Raw genomic sequence first — 14,277 nt, 5'->3', positions numbered from 1 at the left:
CTTTTGAATCAGCAGGGCTAAGCTGCGGCTTCGCCGTTAAACACCACCAGATTGATGATGGGTTTCTTGGTTTTGGGGTTCACCTTGTCCGACAGCTTGTGATAGCGAATATGCACATCGCGGTGGGCTTCTTGGGTCATGGCTAACACGATATATTGCTGGCACAGCGCGGGCGTCGATAACGAATGCGACAGGCGTTGCGGCTTCATGGTGTCAAACAAATGCTGCGCCATATCATCCAACTTAGCTTGGTACTCGTCGGGGCTCAGTTGACGGCGGTTAGGGTGTGCGCCAACTGAGGTGCTGCACTTTTTGGCCGCCTGCTTTTTCGCTAAGGTCATGGACACGCCGTAAACAAAAAACATAATTGCCTCCAACAAGGTGAAACTGTCGCCGTAATCGTTACAGGGATATGGACCATCACCCCTTGGTAGCCTAAATCGTGACTTAGTGGCCGGCTGGCGTGGCTGTCGTCATCGTGTGCAGCGGATGCACATTAGTGACGGCTTGCGAGTCGTTACGCCACACCATCACCTTGCCGTACAAACCTTGTTGGGGCTCGGTGAAGCGCAGGCAGAAGTTGAGCCCGAGTTCGCCCGTGTGGCGGATGAACTGGCGGTAAAACGCAGGGCTTGGGTGGTGATAGGCAAAATGCTTGACCAGCTCGGCGCAACGGACTTGCACCCGTGGGCAATGCATCGGGTCGGTGTGGCCCTTGGCCAGCGCCATCAAGCAGGCAAAACGAATTGCAACCAGTAGACGAAACTCATCGCGTTGCTTAGGTGTGGTGTGAACTTTCGCTAGAATCATTTCCTTGTCCTCGGTAGTACCCATTGGGAGTAAATCTCGAAAGATTTATCAGTCGTTCATGAGCCAGATTGTTAAAGAATGTGGCGTGTCGCTGATGTAATAAATATTACATAATGGAATTTATGTGTCAATTACAAAATGGAATAATATTTTGTTTTGACATATTTCCACTAAACAAATTGGCGTTGATATTTTTAGAGGTGGTAATGATTGGGAAGAAGAAACGGATAAGTATTTGATGGTTTTAATAGGACAAGAAGCGTTTATAGAACTGAAGAACGTAGGGAGGCAATCTTGAGTATTGACTAACCAAGCTTGGAGCTGGTGACGTGAACTATCTAAAAATAGGGTGTATTTGGTGGTAGTGATGTGGATGGGGCATAAACAAACACATAACTACGGATTTGATATCTGAGCCAATATGAGGATGTAGGTGCTTTTTGGGATAATGCTGTTGTTGATCGATTTTTGACGGTTTGAAACACGAATGGTTTTTTAACGTTGTAAGTAACAAGGGAATTTATAAAGCCATATGTGACTGCTTTACATGGAATACTGCAACTCGGAACGACTTCATTTGGCTAACAGTGCCTTGTCACCTGAAGAGCTTGAAAGCTCTCAACTAAAGTGTCCGGTTTGTGCTTGCTAGTAGAGTCAAAAAATTTTCATTTTTGCGTCTACAACGACGCCTATTATTTTACAGTTACCATTGATTGGCAGAGTTGGATAAGCAGTATTTAATGGCCGTAGAAACTTTTGCCCTGCATCTATCACTAGTTTTTTAAAGGTCGCTTCGTTGATATCTGTTAGCTTAGCAACAACGAATGAGCCATTTTGATAGTCTTTTTCCGCATCAATTAAAATAAGCGTGCCTTCAGGAAAACTAATGCCTGTCGGTGTCGTCATAGAGTCACCTTGAACGCGTAGCCAAAAACAGTTTTCGCTCGTGCGCTCTGTGGTGTCTTGCCATTCATCCAATGCAGAGGCTGGACAGGATTCAACAGCCTCAGTCCAAGCGCCAGCTTGGACATAACTGATAACTGGGAATGAATTTACATAGGATATCTTCGCTGGTAATTCCTCAGTGTTACCTAACACAGAATCAGGGTAATCAATCAGTCCATCAGCCCCTAAAGTCATGTGACGAATCCCCACGATATTCATCATGGATGCAATGTCTTCAATGCTTGGCTTTCTTTTCCCACCTAACCAGTGAGCGATGGCGCCCTGAGACATTCCCATCTTTTCAGCAAGCATTGACTGAGTTACCCCAGCCTCTTTCATTCTGGTTTTAACCAGATCAATCCAACTTATTTTCATATAGCAATTATTACCTATTGTAATTGATTTCAGAATATCCATTTTGTAATAAGTGTTTGCTGTTTAATATTTCATTGTGTAATATCCGTGTTAAAGGCAAAACGGAGTCGATATGACAAACATCAAAAAAATACTGAAAGCCATTAATAGGTCTCAGGATGATTTGGCTAGCGAGGTTGGGATCTCACAAGGTTCTGTTAACCACTATGCCAATGGAAATAGAAAACCTAGCTATGACATGGCTTGGAAAGTAGTAAACGCTCTCAATCGCTTAGGTTCCTCATGTTCATTTTCTGATGTTTTTCCTGATCCGTTGGAATGTGATCCACATGCTGCAAATCAATCAAACGATAAACAGGATAACTCAGTTTTAGATATCCCTAAGTCGGCGAGTGTGGCTTAGGTTCACTGTAGGTTGAAGGAGGTAAGTACACATGAAAACCAATTCACGTAAAAAAGATAGCCGTTTGAATTTGTTGATGAAAACGATTCATCGGGTATTAGAGTTGCCCAAGATGACACGCTTTGCGCTGGCAATAGATGTTGTTGCGGCGGTTGAGCGCCTTGGGCTAAGCGAGGTGTTGGCGGCGGAGGGCATTAGCTTTGCGAGCACACAAGACGTGCACAACGATGCGCGGATTAATGCGCAAAAGCTGTTCCGTTGGCTCGGCCAGTACGAGGGCCAACATCCGCAGGTTGATCGCTTGTTTCATGTTGAGCAAGCACTGGTGGCGGCGCTGCCAGAGCATTTGCGGGTGCAGTATCTCAACGATGTGTTTGGTTGCACTGGGGTGACGGTGATTGCTGATCGCATGAGTGACGGCCATGTGTTGCATGTGGCCGATATGGCGGCATCGCTCACCAAAGAGAATGCCGAGGCGCAAGTGGCGGTGATCCATTTGGGCAGTGAGCCCAAGCGCGAGCAGTTAGTGGCGGCGCACCGCGAGTTAAAAGAGTCGGCGGCGACCACGCAAGCGAGCATGGCAGCGTTAGAGCTGGCGTACCCGTATTTAGCGAGTCAAGGCGGTAAGGCGGCGCAATACGCGGCCGAGAAGTGACAGCGATGCCGCAATCGAACCTTAACATCAATGTTATCGCCCGCGCTAAAACCGAGCTGCATCAGCAGTTGATCCGCTTGGGCGACATGATCGGCGACGGTTTGCACTTAGAACCCGATGGCAAATGGATTGCGAAAGAGTATGTAAAAGTGGCGCGGGCGTTAGGGTATCGGCCCAAACGAGCGAATCACAGCGCACAGATTAATGCGGTGATGCTTAAGCGGGTGGCTGATGTGCCGTGTGGTCAGTGCGGTTTGGCTTTAAAGCAAACCAAGTCGGGCTCGAAACGCGCCGTGTGTGCCAATGGGCATAAGTGGCAGTTGTTGAAATGAGTTGTTTGAATGACTTGTTGAAATGAAAGAAGGAGTGAATGACATGTTCACAAATCAGTTAAGTGATAACTGGGCGCGTAAAAAACGCCGTTATCAAATTGCCCGCCACAGTTTGGCGACCGATGCGGGCTTGATACCTAAGATCATGAAGTGAGGAGCATAACGATGTTTGATCCTGAATGTTTAATTTGTTGTTTGGAGGGCGGCGCTGCGTGTTCGGTGCATGGGCAAGTTAGCAGTGATGATGGGCCCGCCGTGGCCGCGCTGACCGAGATGGAAACCGCGCAAGTGACGTTACTCATGATGCAGGCAAAGCAGTTAATGCTTAAGGCGATGGCGCTTAAAGCTAAGTCGAACATGCCTAATAGCACTGAGCCTAATGTGGCTGAGCTTAGCGCGGGGACCACTGAACGGGCCCCGTTAAGTGGCGTGAACATGGGCAAAGACATTGCCTGTTTTCATGGGCATACCACGGCGGAGTTGTTTAGGCGAACGCAGGTGGGCCGAATGGTTGAGGTGTTAAGGAACTGCGATGAATTGCAGCATAGTCGCCCCGAGCGTTGGGCGGTTATCGCGACCGACATCGTGGATAAGGCGTTGCTGGGTAGTAGCAAGCAGTTGTTGCTGCCAACGGTGAGCATTGATTGGATTATGAATTATCTGTTGATGGAAGAACAACGCGCGGAACGTTCTATTGCGCTATTGGCGAAGGATGTAGGCGCAGGTGATGTGGGCGCGGCTGATATGAGTACAGCTAATGTGAATGCCATCGTGACTAGCCGCAACGTGCACATTAAACGGCGTGATTTTTTTAGCCAGTTGCGCAGTAACTTGGCGCACGAGGTTTACTTGCTTGGCAGTGAAGGCGAGCGAGCGGAGGGCAACGGGGCGCATTGCAGTTGACCCGTTGCAGTAGACATAAGAAAGCCCGCTAAAGTTTGGCGACGAATGCGGGCTTAATACCTAAGTGAGGCAATATCATGTTACTGAAGCATGGGGTTTGCGTCAATTCGAGTTTGTGGGTTGCTCTGTTTGGGGGTGACTTATGAGTATGGAATTGATGGTAAAAGCGATGAAGGCCAAGGTGGGCAATCCACTGCGCAAGCTGGTGTTGATCAAGCTTGCTGATAACGCGAACGATAATGGTGAGTGTTGGCCGAGCCATCAGCATATCGCAGATATGTGTGAGATTGGTCATAGCACAGTGAGAAAGCACATTGCAGCCTTGGTTGATATGGGTTTTGTCACGGTTAAATATCGTAAGGGGCCTAAGGGAAATTTAACCAATATTTATACAATTTCAATCTGCTACGAGGTAGCACCCTCTGTGCTAGCAGATAGCATAGGGGTGCTACCAGATAGCAGACCCCCTCTGCCACGAGATAGCACAGGGGTGCCACCAGATAGCATAGGTATGCCACCAGATAGCAGACCCCCTGTGCCACCAGATAGCACCGGAATCAGTCACTCTTTTGAACCTATCAATGAATCTTTAAAAGACTCTTGTCCAGCAACGAGTGCTAAGTCGGTTTTCAATGCGTTTTTCAAAGCGTATCCCGCCCATCGCAAAGGCGGCTCGGATTCGGCTGCGTGGAAAGCGTGGAAGGCCGAAAAGCTGACCGATGCCGATTGCGTGTTGGCGGTGACGTGGTTGAAGGAGGCTGCGGCGCTGGATACGAGTTGGGGCTTTAGCGCTAACGGCCAGTTTGTGTTGGGTATTACCAAGTTTATCCGCGAACGCCACTGGTTAACGCCGTTGCCAAGACCGATGGCAACCGCCGTTGGGCAAGTGGATTGGAGCTACGCGGTGTATGACCCAGAGGACCCCTTGATATGACGGCCAATCAAAATGCGAGCATGAAATCACTGCAGACTTTAATCCGTCAGCCGCTGGTTGGGCAGGGGCGTGTTAGCCAACCTGAGCCCACGGCAATGGACATGGCGATTGTGGACAGCGTGTTTAGCAAGTTGCGGGTGTTGTTCCCGGTGAGTGCACCGCGGCCGGAGGACGAAGCGACCCACAAAGCCGAGTGGCTTAAAACCTTGGCTGCGCAGGGCATTGCCAGCCGCGAGCAAGTGCAAGCGGGGCTGAATCGCGCGAGACGCGAGCAGGGCGATAGGCAGTTTTGGCCGACACCGCGCCAGTTTGCGCTTTGGTGCCAACCGACGGCCTGTGATTTGGGATTGCCCAAGTTAGAGGCGGCGTTTAAGGAGGCAACGCGCCATTACCATCATCCTGACAAGCATACGTGGAGCCATGATGTGGTGCGCTTAGCGGTGCGTGAAACAGGCAGTTGGATGTTTGCGACTGGGCTTGAAAAGGACGTGCTAATGACATTTGAGCGCAACTACAAAGTGCTGTGTCGGCGCTTTGGCCGTGGCGAGTTGACCGATGTGGCATTGCCAAAGGCATTACCCGAAACAGTGACGCGGCCCACTGAGGCGGCAAAGGCGAAATCAATTATTGCCAATTTACGAACCAACCTTGGGCTTAAGGGGGCAAACGATGGCGAATAAACCACTGACACAGCGCGAACGCTTGATGCGCATCATCACAGGCAAACGGTTTTGGACCCTGTTTGAAATCCAGCAAGAGAGCTTTAACCGCTTTGGGGTTCACGACAGCGAGACAGCCTTAAGTGCGCGGTTTCGGGATATGCCGATGAACCAGCGGGTTAAGCGGATACGCTCGGGTACCCATCACACCTTTGAATATCGGTTGGAGGGTTAGATGGCGCAGGTGATGACAGCAACAGGCGTAGAGCAAGGCAAGTTAAACGATGCAGTATTGCGCCGTTGGTTGCGGGCAGGGATAACGCGGGACTTTCGGGACACGCAGTTTCCGGCGGTGCGGTTACGGGCCTCGACCGATAGACGCCAAGCCTCGGTGTATTTAGTGATGAACGAAGCGGGCAAAACCGTGTGGCAAAAGCAGGGCGTATGGCCAGTGATGTGCTTAAAGACCTTTTTAGCCGAGTTACCCAGCTTGCTCGCCAAACGCAGCATGGGCCAAGCGGTCATCAGCAACGAGTTTGCCACGGTCGCGCAATTACTGGCGTGGTTTGTCACCCATGTGGAGTGCAACCGCACCTTAAGCAATAGCTGGCGCAGTAACTGTAAATCGTTAGTGAGTAAACATCTCAGTGGCTGCTTTGGTGAGTTACCGCTCAATGAGCTGAACTTTATCGCAGTGGACAGTTATTTAATCAAACCCATGTTGGCGCAGGGCTACTCGGCCAATTACATCAAAGCCGCGGTGAAAGTGTTAAAGCGGGCGTTATCGGTTGCGGCCGATTTACGGGTGTTAGACACCAATAGCTTGGCGGGGTATCGGGTGCAAATGAGTTTGAAGATGCCGCCTTTGGTGGGCACGCAATTAAGCGAGTCGGACGTGGGCCCGTTATTCAGCGCATTGCGAAATGCAGTCAGACCGGTGGCTATGTTGTTTGTGTTGATGCTGATGTTCGGTACCCGCATAGGGGAAACCCGTTTAGCACGTTGGGACCACTTTGCCGGCGATTACTGGTTTATCCCCGCCGAGAATGCCAAGAACCGCCAAGAGCACCGACTGCCCATGACGCCCACAGCCAAAAAGCTGATAACCCATTATGCCCAGTGGCAATACACGCATGTGGGCAAGCGGGCGTTTTTGTTCCCAGGCGAAGTGGGGCCGGTGAGCATTCGCACCGCGCAATATTGGAGTGAAACCATTCGGTTTAAGGCGTTTACCTCCCATGCATTAAGAAAACTGTGCCGCACCATTATCGCGGATATGGGGGTAGATACCATGGTGGGTGAACGGATATTGAATCACACCTTGCCATTACTGCTGCGCACTTACGTCAACAGCACCTTAGATAAGGGCATGTTGATGGCGTTAGATGCCTACCACGCACACTTAATCACGTTGGGGTTTGATGATGTGGCGCCCGAGATTATGCGCCAATCGACCACTGAAACGAGTGAGCCGGACGAGCCAATGTTAGTGGGATGGTTATGACGCTAACAATGGCAATCACAAAAACAATCACAAATAAAACGAGTGGGTTATGGACTTCACGCAGGAGGATTTATGGCTAATCGCGCCGCGGATGTATTGAAAGTAGGGCGCCGTTTACGGGGCATGACCCAAGACGAAGTGGCTGAGATTTACGGCATTAGCCGCAACACTTACCAACGTTGGGAAAATGGCCGTACTACTGCGCCCTATGACGATGTGACATCAATATGCCTTGATGTGTTTAAGCTTTCGATTGAGAAGATAAATGAGGTGGCCAATGGGCTTTAGCGATGAACCCGAGCAGAGGATGAACATTAAGGCGTTGCGGTTAGGGCTGTATCGCTGGGGCCGTTATTGGGTGCACCAAGAATTGGGCAAGGGGTTTTCAAACCGCAGCGCCTGCGACCGTTTAGGCGAAGCCTTGGGCGGCGGCAACTTAAAGCACGAACTCAACGTGCCTGCCCACGTCGCCCATTTTGACCACCTCGTTGAGCAGTTATCCATAAACTGTAAACGCGCCATCCGCGCCCATTACCTCTGCAAAGAGCAGTGGGCCTTAATGGGATTTGACAGCAAAAAGTCTTACATCTTCTGGCTAAGAAAAGCCGAAATGGCATTGCTGGATAGGATGAATTAGAAGGAACGCCCTCTTACGAGGGCTAGCGGGTTAGCCGGTTGTCCACCAAGACTGCTAACCCGTTAACTGGATTTTATCAAAGGTTCAGACAGATACCTATGCAAAATAATTCGCGATTAAATGATGCGTTGAGCTTAGGTGTGATCTCTATATTGATCACAATGAAACTAGGCTTTTACAAATGATTGTTTTGTGGATTTATCGTTCTGGTGCTCTTGCCGCAATACGCCTTTATGCATTTGTTTGGGCAAACGCCAGTTACCCCCAAGTGTTTTACGGGGCAACCCAAACACTCTGTAAGTTAAGTGTTAGTTGACCTGAATTAGTAATACGACTAGAGGCAATCGAGATTGCTTTATTACTTAGAATTTATAACTTATCTAATGGACTCGTTGTCCCTGCGTAATGTTGGCCAAGCACATGGGTGTAGATTTGTGTTGTACTAACGTCATTATGGCCAAGTAGCTCCTGAACACTTCTGATATCACTGCCCGATTGAAGTAGATGGGTTGCAAAGCTATGTCTAAATGTATGACAGGTAACACGCTTAGTTATTTTGATGTTACGCACCGCATTGCCGAGCGCTTTACGAATAACACTCTGATGAAGATGATGCCTGCAAAGCGTTCCTGTATAAGGATTAATGCAGGTTGTGGTTGAAGGGAAAATGAACATCCATCCGTGTTGCTTAAAGGCATTAGGATACTTACGCTCTAACGCATTGGGTAGGGAAGGGCCGATCCCTTGTTGGTTGTCACGGTGTTGAATCTCCATTGCCTTATTAATATATGCTGCGAGTTTAATGGCACATTTATGGCTAAGGATTGTTTGTCTATCTTTATGACCTTTACCATCCTTCACAGTCAACGAAGCTTGTTCAATATCAATATCTTGGATACGTAACCTGAGGCATTCTGAAACTCTCAGTCCACTACCATAGAGTAGTTCTATTATTAGCCTATCGCGGTCATCAAGCTCATTTAGTATTAGTGAGATTTCTGAAGGGGATAACACAGTAGGTAAATAACGCTGTTTTGTGGCATAGCAAAAACCTAAGTTTCCAAGCTCATGATGCAAATGCTTCTGGTACAAATAGGCTAACGCGTTCAGTGCAATTTTTTGAGTGTTGATAGCCACATTCCGTTGATTGGCAAGGAAGGTTAAGAATTGTGCGACCTCCTCTGTTCCCATCGTTTCAGGATGACGCTTGTGGTGAAAGTTAATGAACGCCTTTATCCAATACAGGTAGGATTTTTCTGTTCTGATACTGTAACCACGCATGCGCATTTCTTCTTGAACACCGCTTAAAAAAGGGCTTTTTATACTCATGATAGCAATCCTTGCTTTTACTGTTTATATATACAGTATTATTTAGAAATCGCTTAAATCAAGGAAGAGTGTAAATTTTTTTGCGCGTTTACATTTATGTTAAATTATATATTGTATTAATTATCAATAAGTTATTTTTTGATGGTTTGAGATAATAGGTTTGGGAAACGCGCATGCGCGTTTTTCCAGATGGTGTATTTGAAAAAAAGCTGATAAGTTCCTTTTATTACAAGTAATTAACAGTGCGCGTTTTTACTGGTCTAATGAGGTAAACGCGCATGCGCACTAATAAAATGTTATAACTCAAAAGAGTCATCATGAAAGGGAAGTACTCAAAGCTCATTCAAGAGTATTGCGATAAAGAAGGGATCAATGTTCCTCCAGGCTTCAAGCGCCAATCAGCTTCTCATTTGGCCGTAGTTCGCTATGATTCCGGTGAGGCTAAATTGGTAGCTAAAACTTTTTTCAAAAAAGAAGATTTAAAGTATTACATCGCCAACACTTTATCTGAGTTAGTACCAACAACAGAAGGTTTATTGCCAGCAAAAGCAATCGACTTCAAAGAAAACAAACATTTTAATATCAACGTAAACGGTGGCCTAATTGCGTTATAACAAGTTTAGCCAGCATCGCCCCAGCAAAAAGACGCTGGGGCTGGACCTCGCTGCGCTCGGCCGCTGCTAAAAGCGTTAAGCGATAGGGAAATTTGCAAGTATGTTAAAAGTTTCAGTATACGGTCTAGTCGCTCTACTAATTATTGGAGTGTTAGGACTGTATTACTTCAATTTTAATGTTTTAGAGATCAGTTCTTTCTCTGAAGATCAAAGTGATTGGGGAAACTTCGGCTCTTATTTCGGTGGAGTTGTTGGTCCGGTACTAGCATTCTTAGCCTATCTCGGAGTTAAGGAACAAATTAAGGTCCAGCAGCAAGTAATTGATCAGCAAAGTTCGGATAAAGCACTTGAAGACCATCTATTAAGAATTAAGGAAAGTTTCGAAAGACTTGTAAGGCTAACTGACGAAGCGATACATCCGCTGGAAAAGCAGTGTGGAATACTTTTGCGCGAAACTTTAAGTGGGAATATTGAAGATTCTGTTAGTAAAGTTGACACACTAAGTGTAATAAATGATTTAATTCATGCCGGAAGGCTTATTCAAGGAGCGCAATTTGTATTTACTTCATATCTTGCGTTAATCGATGAGTCTTCTAAACATTTGAAAGTTGAAACACCGCTTAATGAACACAAGTGGGTAGCAATTGTCACCTGGCGAGAATTTGAAAAGAAGGCGCTATTCCTTTTTAAAATGATGAAAAAGGCACAGCATTTTACCAAGGCTAACCCAAGCCTATATTCTGAAGAAAATGTTGAGGTTGTTGCATACATTGCAGCATTTGAGTCTTGGCAAATAGAATGGAAACGTATGGGGTTAGGCTTTTGAAAAGTACGCTTAACAAGGCGCTGTATTTGACCTCCGGTTACTGTCATCTTTTGTGCATAAAACCCGCACAAAAGTTGCCACCAACCTTCGGCAAATAAGCGCGGCATTATACGTAATTATGAAGCTTAAGCTTGCTGTAATATTTTTAATTCTAAGTTTTAATTGTTTTGGAAGTAATATGGAACAAGGAAAAGTTGAGACTCAAAAGTTGTTTGATGCGGTATTACCTTTGGCAAAAGAACTCTTGCTGGAAAACGAAGAGTTCTTTCCGTTTGGTGAAATAATGAAACCAAATGGTGAACAAGTAAATTTGTCTGTATCAAATGGCGAGGAAAGACCTCGCTCGTCTGAATTAATCGATTTACTTAAAAACCACTATATAGAATCAGCACAAACTGGTGAGATTATAGCTTCAGCTTTAGTTTACGATGTGAGAGTTAAGGGGGCTGATTCAATTGCCGTAGACTTAGATCACGTTAGCGGCTATTCGGTTACAGTTATCGTGCCATATGAGTTAACTGAAACTGAGTTACTTATAGGTGAAATGTTCACAATGAAAGGTAAAAATGCAGTCTTTAAGTAGTTCGTACATTACGTATAACAAGTTGCTTAATTTCGTTCCGGCCACCAACAGCGTGGCCTCCACTGGATTGCCTACGCTGCGCTACGGCAGCCAATTAGCAGAGCATTAACTGCTCTTAGAGGTTTGAGTGATCTACGAAATTCGAATTAATGATGTAGTAATTGGTACTACCAACTTAGAGGGTGGTGATCCGCCGATGGGGTTCGTATTTGGCACTGTCACTCCAACTGAAAACTATGAGTTTTTATCTGGTGTGGTCAAAGCTGAGCTATATGAGCAGGGCCGAGATACCGAAATCAAATGTGAGTCTATTTCTTTTGAAGACCTTACAAAGGAAATGGGAGAAATGTGCATTGAAGTCACAGCTCTTATAGATTCTTATGAAGAATATGATAAGTATTTTAAACACCATCGAGAAGCTTATGAAAAGCAGTTCTCGTAATCAGCAGTTAACAAGTAAAGGCATTGGACGCGATAAGCCGCGCCCATGCTTTAGGCGTTAGCTATACAGGAAGTCACATGAGCGATCCTCAAAAAATTTGGGAAGAATACTACGCCCGAATTAAAAGTAGAAAAATAGACGAAGCGATCCAGCTTTGGAATGATGTTAAACGCTCTGGAGCAAACGACGACACTGTCTTTGCTATGGATTTTTCTCACTTTTGCGATGTTCCATCCAAGTTAAATGATTTAGCTGCACAATTGAGTGAAAACTATGAAATTGAGCTTGGCGATGTTGATGAAAAAGGGTATCAAACTTTAATTGGTACAACTCGACCTTATGGCAATGAATTGAGCGAAACAGACTTTATAAACTGGGTCGAATTTATGTGTGATGTAGCGCAATCATACAGTTGTGTATTTTCAGAATTTTCATTAGAAAGTCCAGAGCTTGGCTTAGTATGGTCAAATACAGAGTTTGAATCAGAAAAGTATAGCTAACAAGTTACTCAAAAGGACGCAAAACGCTTGGCTTGCGCTCCTTCGTCGCTAATTTTAGCCAAGCATTTATGCGCCCATTAGTAAGGCGTTAGAGAGCCATGGATAGTAAAGTTGTTAACCGATACATCAGAGAATTAATTAGACCTGAATTGAAAGCAAAAGGGTTTAGTCAATTCACAACTCGTAACTCGTGGCGCTATAGAGGGGATGTTGTAGACGTTGTTAATTTCCAAAGTTTTAACTCTTATAATGCTGATGTAATGGGAGTTACGACATATTCTTTTGGGATAAACCTAGGTTCTTTTCATGTCGATATACCTACTGAACATGACACCATAAAATCAAAAGCTGATTTACCTTGCCCAGAAGAATTTCAATGTCCATTCAGAGGTGGGTTACAGCGTACTTTTGAACAAAGTGAATTGGAACGCAAGGATATATGGTTTGTAAAACCTGATGGCTCAAATATTGAAGAATGTATTCTTGATGCAAAAGAACAAATTTTGAATCGAGGGTTAGTCTGGTTTGAAAGCCTTGAGACAAAAGAAGCAATCAGGGATATCTTAATTAATAAACCTGAATCAATGGATGAGTTATGGGGTTTTGGTAGAAATCCATCCCCTCGTCGATCTTATTTGCTTGGTTATGTTGAGTTGAAATTAGGTAATGAATCAATGGCGAGAACTCACTTTCAAAATGCCATTAATTCAGGTTGTTTTTCTAGTGCATTCAACACTGTAGATGAAGCTATTGCAAGGGCTCTCTAACAAGTTACTCAAAAGGACGCAAAACGCTTGGCTTGCGCTCCTTCGTCGCTAATTTTAGCCAAGCATTTATGCGCCTATTAGTAAGGCGTTATAAGCACATGGAAGCCCGCGTTGAATGAATAAATATAAGTTGAGGTTAATTGGTATTTTGGTGATTCAGTTGATCATCACAGTAATACATAAAACCTCTACAAATAATTTTGACGCTTCAAACTTCTACCATATTGAGAACTGGACATATTGGCTTGGAATGGGCTGGGGTATTTTTGCTATCGTCTATGCCATAAAGTTGGCCTGCCCTTACTGTGGCGCAAAGCAAGTATTACGTGGTCTAAGTGTTTTCTCGTTACGTTGGCCGCAAGATCAATGTCATAAATGTGGTGCCAGAATTGAATAGTGTTTATAACAAGTTAAATCATCGGAAAATCCCTTGCAGGCCAAACAACGGCCAAAGCGCTCGGTCTTTCCGCTGTTTAAAGCGTTAGCTGTAAAATCATATGACCGAAGAAAATTTAACCAAAATCCATTTGGATCTACCAAGAAATGAAGAGGTAGGCGGCGAATCATTCTGGGCTGAAGATCTCGGGAACAATTTATATCGCATGCGAAACACACCTTTTCATGCATACGGAATAAATTTCTACGATATCGTATTCGCAAAGTCCGAAAGTGATGATTTAAAACCTTCGATACTTAAAGTGCATGAGTATTGCGGTCATAAGACGCTACGAGTCATATTTTTAGATCAAGCATCCGCACAAGAGCGTGCAGCGCTTTTATCTCAACTTAATCAATTCAAGGCGTACCATGAAAATGCAAATGGTACATTATTCTCAATCGACGTAGAGCCAGAAGGCGATTATGGCGAAGTTTGTAATTGGCTTTATAAGTGGGAGAATGAAGGTATTTTATCGTACGAAACATGTGAGGCAAGAGAGGGGCTGGGCTTTGACGGCGAGTAAACAGCTAATCGGGTAGCCGGAGGTATCTAGCCTCCAGCCCCCACACCACCCTGCATGCGGCTCCGCACAGGGCGGTTCATTTTGAACGCCTAACCTG

General features: G+C 45.7%; 22 protein-coding genes. 18 read left to right on the top strand and 4 right to left on the bottom strand.

The window, feature by feature from the left end; all coding sequences use genetic code 11:
- Positions 1-17 precede the first annotated feature (17 nt).
- The 3 genes from Q4Q54_RS00115 to Q4Q54_RS00100 form a co-directional block, all read right to left on the bottom strand.
- Positions 18-365: a hypothetical protein gene (locus tag Q4Q54_RS00115; RefSeq protein ID WP_220592641.1), complete on the bottom strand. Its 348-nt coding sequence runs from the start codon at positions 363-365 to the stop codon at positions 18-20.
- Positions 366-447: 82 nt separating this feature from the next.
- On the bottom strand, positions 448-810 hold the full coding sequence (locus Q4Q54_RS00110) for a hypothetical protein (RefSeq protein ID WP_311987079.1): 363 nt from the start codon (positions 808-810) through the stop codon (positions 448-450).
- Positions 811-1,464: 654 nt separating this feature from the next.
- Positions 1,465-2,130, bottom strand: coding sequence for a LexA family transcriptional regulator (locus Q4Q54_RS00100; protein WP_173243294.1), 666 nt, complete (start codon positions 2,128-2,130; stop codon positions 1,465-1,467).
- A gap of 112 nt (positions 2,131-2,242) precedes the next feature.
- On the opposite strand from Q4Q54_RS00100, the gene Q4Q54_RS00095 reads away from it, so the two are divergent.
- The 10 genes from Q4Q54_RS00095 to Q4Q54_RS00050 all read left to right on the top strand — a co-directional run bounded on the left by Q4Q54_RS00095 (position 2,243) and on the right by Q4Q54_RS00050 (position 8,157).
- Positions 2,243-2,533, top strand: a complete 291-nt coding sequence (locus Q4Q54_RS00095) for a helix-turn-helix transcriptional regulator (RefSeq protein ID WP_311987078.1) — start codon at positions 2,243-2,245, stop codon at positions 2,531-2,533.
- A 31-nt stretch (positions 2,534-2,564) separates the two neighbouring features.
- Entirely contained in the window at positions 2,565-3,188 is a 624-nt protein-coding gene (locus Q4Q54_RS00090) for a hypothetical protein (RefSeq protein ID WP_311987076.1), read from the top strand.
- Between the two features lie 5 nt (positions 3,189-3,193).
- The gene (locus Q4Q54_RS00085) at positions 3,194-3,520 is read left to right on the top strand and encodes a hypothetical protein (protein ID WP_259559687.1); all 327 of its coding nucleotides are present in this window, start codon (positions 3,194-3,196) and stop codon (positions 3,518-3,520) included.
- Positions 3,521-3,685: 165 nt separating this feature from the next.
- The gene (locus Q4Q54_RS00080) at positions 3,686-4,423 is read left to right on the top strand and encodes a hypothetical protein (protein ID WP_311987074.1); all 738 of its coding nucleotides are present in this window, start codon (positions 3,686-3,688) and stop codon (positions 4,421-4,423) included.
- A 142-nt stretch (positions 4,424-4,565) separates the two neighbouring features.
- Positions 4,566-5,357, top strand: a complete 792-nt coding sequence (locus tag Q4Q54_RS00075; RefSeq protein WP_311987072.1) for a helix-turn-helix domain-containing protein — start codon at positions 4,566-4,568, stop codon at positions 5,355-5,357.
- Positions 5,354-6,037, top strand: a complete 684-nt coding sequence (locus tag Q4Q54_RS00070) for a replication protein P (RefSeq protein ID WP_311987070.1) — start codon at positions 5,354-5,356, stop codon at positions 6,035-6,037. The genes Q4Q54_RS00075 and Q4Q54_RS00070 overlap by 4 nt, the downstream gene beginning before the upstream one ends.
- Entirely contained in the window at positions 6,027-6,251 is a 225-nt protein-coding gene (locus tag Q4Q54_RS00065) for a hypothetical protein (RefSeq protein ID WP_012088970.1), read from the top strand. The genes Q4Q54_RS00070 and Q4Q54_RS00065 overlap by 11 nt, the downstream gene beginning before the upstream one ends.
- A complete protein-coding gene (locus tag Q4Q54_RS00060) occupies positions 6,252-7,520 on the top strand; it encodes a tyrosine-type recombinase/integrase (protein ID WP_311987068.1) in 1,269 nt (422 codons plus the stop codon).
- Between the two features lie 72 nt (positions 7,521-7,592).
- The gene (locus tag Q4Q54_RS00055) at positions 7,593-7,808 is read left to right on the top strand and encodes a helix-turn-helix transcriptional regulator (protein ID WP_006082023.1); all 216 of its coding nucleotides are present in this window, start codon (positions 7,593-7,595) and stop codon (positions 7,806-7,808) included.
- On the top strand, positions 7,798-8,157 hold the full coding sequence (locus Q4Q54_RS00050) for a hypothetical protein (protein WP_006083861.1): 360 nt from the start codon (positions 7,798-7,800) through the stop codon (positions 8,155-8,157). Before Q4Q54_RS00055 ends, Q4Q54_RS00050 begins: the two co-directional genes overlap by 11 nt.
- A gap of 369 nt (positions 8,158-8,526) precedes the next feature.
- Here the strand turns inward: Q4Q54_RS00050 and Q4Q54_RS00045 are convergent, their stop codons facing one another.
- Entirely contained in the window at positions 8,527-9,486 is a 960-nt protein-coding gene (locus tag Q4Q54_RS00045) for an integron integrase (protein WP_311987065.1), read from the bottom strand.
- A gap of 317 nt (positions 9,487-9,803) precedes the next feature.
- On the opposite strand from Q4Q54_RS00045, the gene Q4Q54_RS00040 reads away from it, so the two are divergent.
- The 8 genes from Q4Q54_RS00040 to Q4Q54_RS00005 all read left to right on the top strand — a co-directional run bounded on the left by Q4Q54_RS00040 (position 9,804) and on the right by Q4Q54_RS00005 (position 14,180).
- Positions 9,804-10,100 carry a hypothetical protein gene (locus tag Q4Q54_RS00040; RefSeq protein ID WP_311987063.1) on the top strand — a complete coding sequence of 99 codons (297 nt, stop codon included), beginning with the start codon at positions 9,804-9,806 and terminating at the stop codon, positions 10,098-10,100.
- A 100-nt stretch (positions 10,101-10,200) separates the two neighbouring features.
- Positions 10,201-10,926 (top strand): hypothetical protein, encoded by a 726-nt coding sequence (locus Q4Q54_RS00035; protein WP_311987061.1) that lies wholly within the window; start codon positions 10,201-10,203, stop codon positions 10,924-10,926.
- A gap of 178 nt (positions 10,927-11,104) precedes the next feature.
- Positions 11,105-11,509, top strand: a complete 405-nt coding sequence (locus Q4Q54_RS00030; RefSeq protein WP_220591989.1) for a hypothetical protein — start codon at positions 11,105-11,107, stop codon at positions 11,507-11,509.
- Between the two features lie 127 nt (positions 11,510-11,636).
- On the top strand, positions 11,637-11,951 hold the full coding sequence (locus Q4Q54_RS00025; RefSeq protein ID WP_311987058.1) for a hypothetical protein: 315 nt from the start codon (positions 11,637-11,639) through the stop codon (positions 11,949-11,951).
- Positions 11,952-12,028: 77 nt separating this feature from the next.
- The gene (locus tag Q4Q54_RS00020; protein WP_311987056.1) at positions 12,029-12,451 is read left to right on the top strand and encodes a hypothetical protein; all 423 of its coding nucleotides are present in this window, start codon (positions 12,029-12,031) and stop codon (positions 12,449-12,451) included.
- Positions 12,452-12,549: 98 nt separating this feature from the next.
- Entirely contained in the window at positions 12,550-13,218 is a 669-nt protein-coding gene (locus Q4Q54_RS00015; protein ID WP_311987054.1) for a DUF4304 domain-containing protein, read from the top strand.
- 115 nt (positions 13,219-13,333) lie between these two features.
- Positions 13,334-13,615: a hypothetical protein gene (locus tag Q4Q54_RS00010; protein WP_311987052.1), complete on the top strand. Its 282-nt coding sequence runs from the start codon at positions 13,334-13,336 to the stop codon at positions 13,613-13,615.
- 100 nt (positions 13,616-13,715) lie between these two features.
- Positions 13,716-14,180, top strand: coding sequence for a DUF4265 domain-containing protein (locus Q4Q54_RS00005; RefSeq protein ID WP_311987050.1), 465 nt, complete (start codon positions 13,716-13,718; stop codon positions 14,178-14,180).
- Positions 14,181-14,277 lie beyond the last annotated feature (97 nt).

Source organism: Shewanella sp. SP2S2-4 (genome assembly GCF_031932025.1).
Lineage (GTDB): Bacteria > Pseudomonadota > Gammaproteobacteria > Enterobacterales > Shewanellaceae > Shewanella > Shewanella baltica.
Note: the sequence above shows the minus strand (reverse complement) of the source record. Positions and strands in the feature narration are given on the sequence as shown.

Coding starts and splice junctions, on each gene's coding strand:
- Q4Q54_RS00115 (WP_220592641.1), bottom strand. CDS start 365: ATGTTTTTTGTTTACGGCGTGTCCATGACCTTAGCGAAAAAGCAGGCG.
- Q4Q54_RS00110 (WP_311987079.1), bottom strand. CDS start 810: ATGATTCTAGCGAAAGTTCACACCACACCTAAGCAACGCGATGAGTTT.
- Q4Q54_RS00100 (WP_173243294.1), bottom strand. CDS start 2,130: ATGAAAATAAGTTGGATTGATCTGGTTAAAACCAGAATGAAAGAGGCT.
- Q4Q54_RS00095 (WP_311987078.1), top strand. CDS start 2,243: ATGACAAACATCAAAAAAATACTGAAAGCCATTAATAGGTCTCAGGAT.
- Q4Q54_RS00090 (WP_311987076.1), top strand. CDS start 2,565: ATGAAAACCAATTCACGTAAAAAAGATAGCCGTTTGAATTTGTTGATG.
- Q4Q54_RS00085 (WP_259559687.1), top strand. CDS start 3,194: ATGCCGCAATCGAACCTTAACATCAATGTTATCGCCCGCGCTAAAACC.
- Q4Q54_RS00080 (WP_311987074.1), top strand. CDS start 3,686: ATGTTTGATCCTGAATGTTTAATTTGTTGTTTGGAGGGCGGCGCTGCG.
- Q4Q54_RS00075 (WP_311987072.1), top strand. CDS start 4,566: ATGAGTATGGAATTGATGGTAAAAGCGATGAAGGCCAAGGTGGGCAAT.
- Q4Q54_RS00070 (WP_311987070.1), top strand. CDS start 5,354: ATGACGGCCAATCAAAATGCGAGCATGAAATCACTGCAGACTTTAATC.
- Q4Q54_RS00065 (WP_012088970.1), top strand. CDS start 6,027: ATGGCGAATAAACCACTGACACAGCGCGAACGCTTGATGCGCATCATC.
- Q4Q54_RS00060 (WP_311987068.1), top strand. CDS start 6,252: ATGGCGCAGGTGATGACAGCAACAGGCGTAGAGCAAGGCAAGTTAAAC.
- Q4Q54_RS00055 (WP_006082023.1), top strand. CDS start 7,593: ATGGCTAATCGCGCCGCGGATGTATTGAAAGTAGGGCGCCGTTTACGG.
- Q4Q54_RS00050 (WP_006083861.1), top strand. CDS start 7,798: ATGGGCTTTAGCGATGAACCCGAGCAGAGGATGAACATTAAGGCGTTG.
- Q4Q54_RS00045 (WP_311987065.1), bottom strand. CDS start 9,486: ATGAGTATAAAAAGCCCTTTTTTAAGCGGTGTTCAAGAAGAAATGCGC.
- Q4Q54_RS00040 (WP_311987063.1), top strand. CDS start 9,804: ATGAAAGGGAAGTACTCAAAGCTCATTCAAGAGTATTGCGATAAAGAA.
- Q4Q54_RS00035 (WP_311987061.1), top strand. CDS start 10,201: ATGTTAAAAGTTTCAGTATACGGTCTAGTCGCTCTACTAATTATTGGA.
- Q4Q54_RS00030 (WP_220591989.1), top strand. CDS start 11,105: ATGGAACAAGGAAAAGTTGAGACTCAAAAGTTGTTTGATGCGGTATTA.
- Q4Q54_RS00020 (WP_311987056.1), top strand. CDS start 12,029: ATGAGCGATCCTCAAAAAATTTGGGAAGAATACTACGCCCGAATTAAA.
- Q4Q54_RS00015 (WP_311987054.1), top strand. CDS start 12,550: ATGGATAGTAAAGTTGTTAACCGATACATCAGAGAATTAATTAGACCT.
- Q4Q54_RS00010 (WP_311987052.1), top strand. CDS start 13,334: ATGAATAAATATAAGTTGAGGTTAATTGGTATTTTGGTGATTCAGTTG.
- Q4Q54_RS00005 (WP_311987050.1), top strand. CDS start 13,716: ATGACCGAAGAAAATTTAACCAAAATCCATTTGGATCTACCAAGAAAT.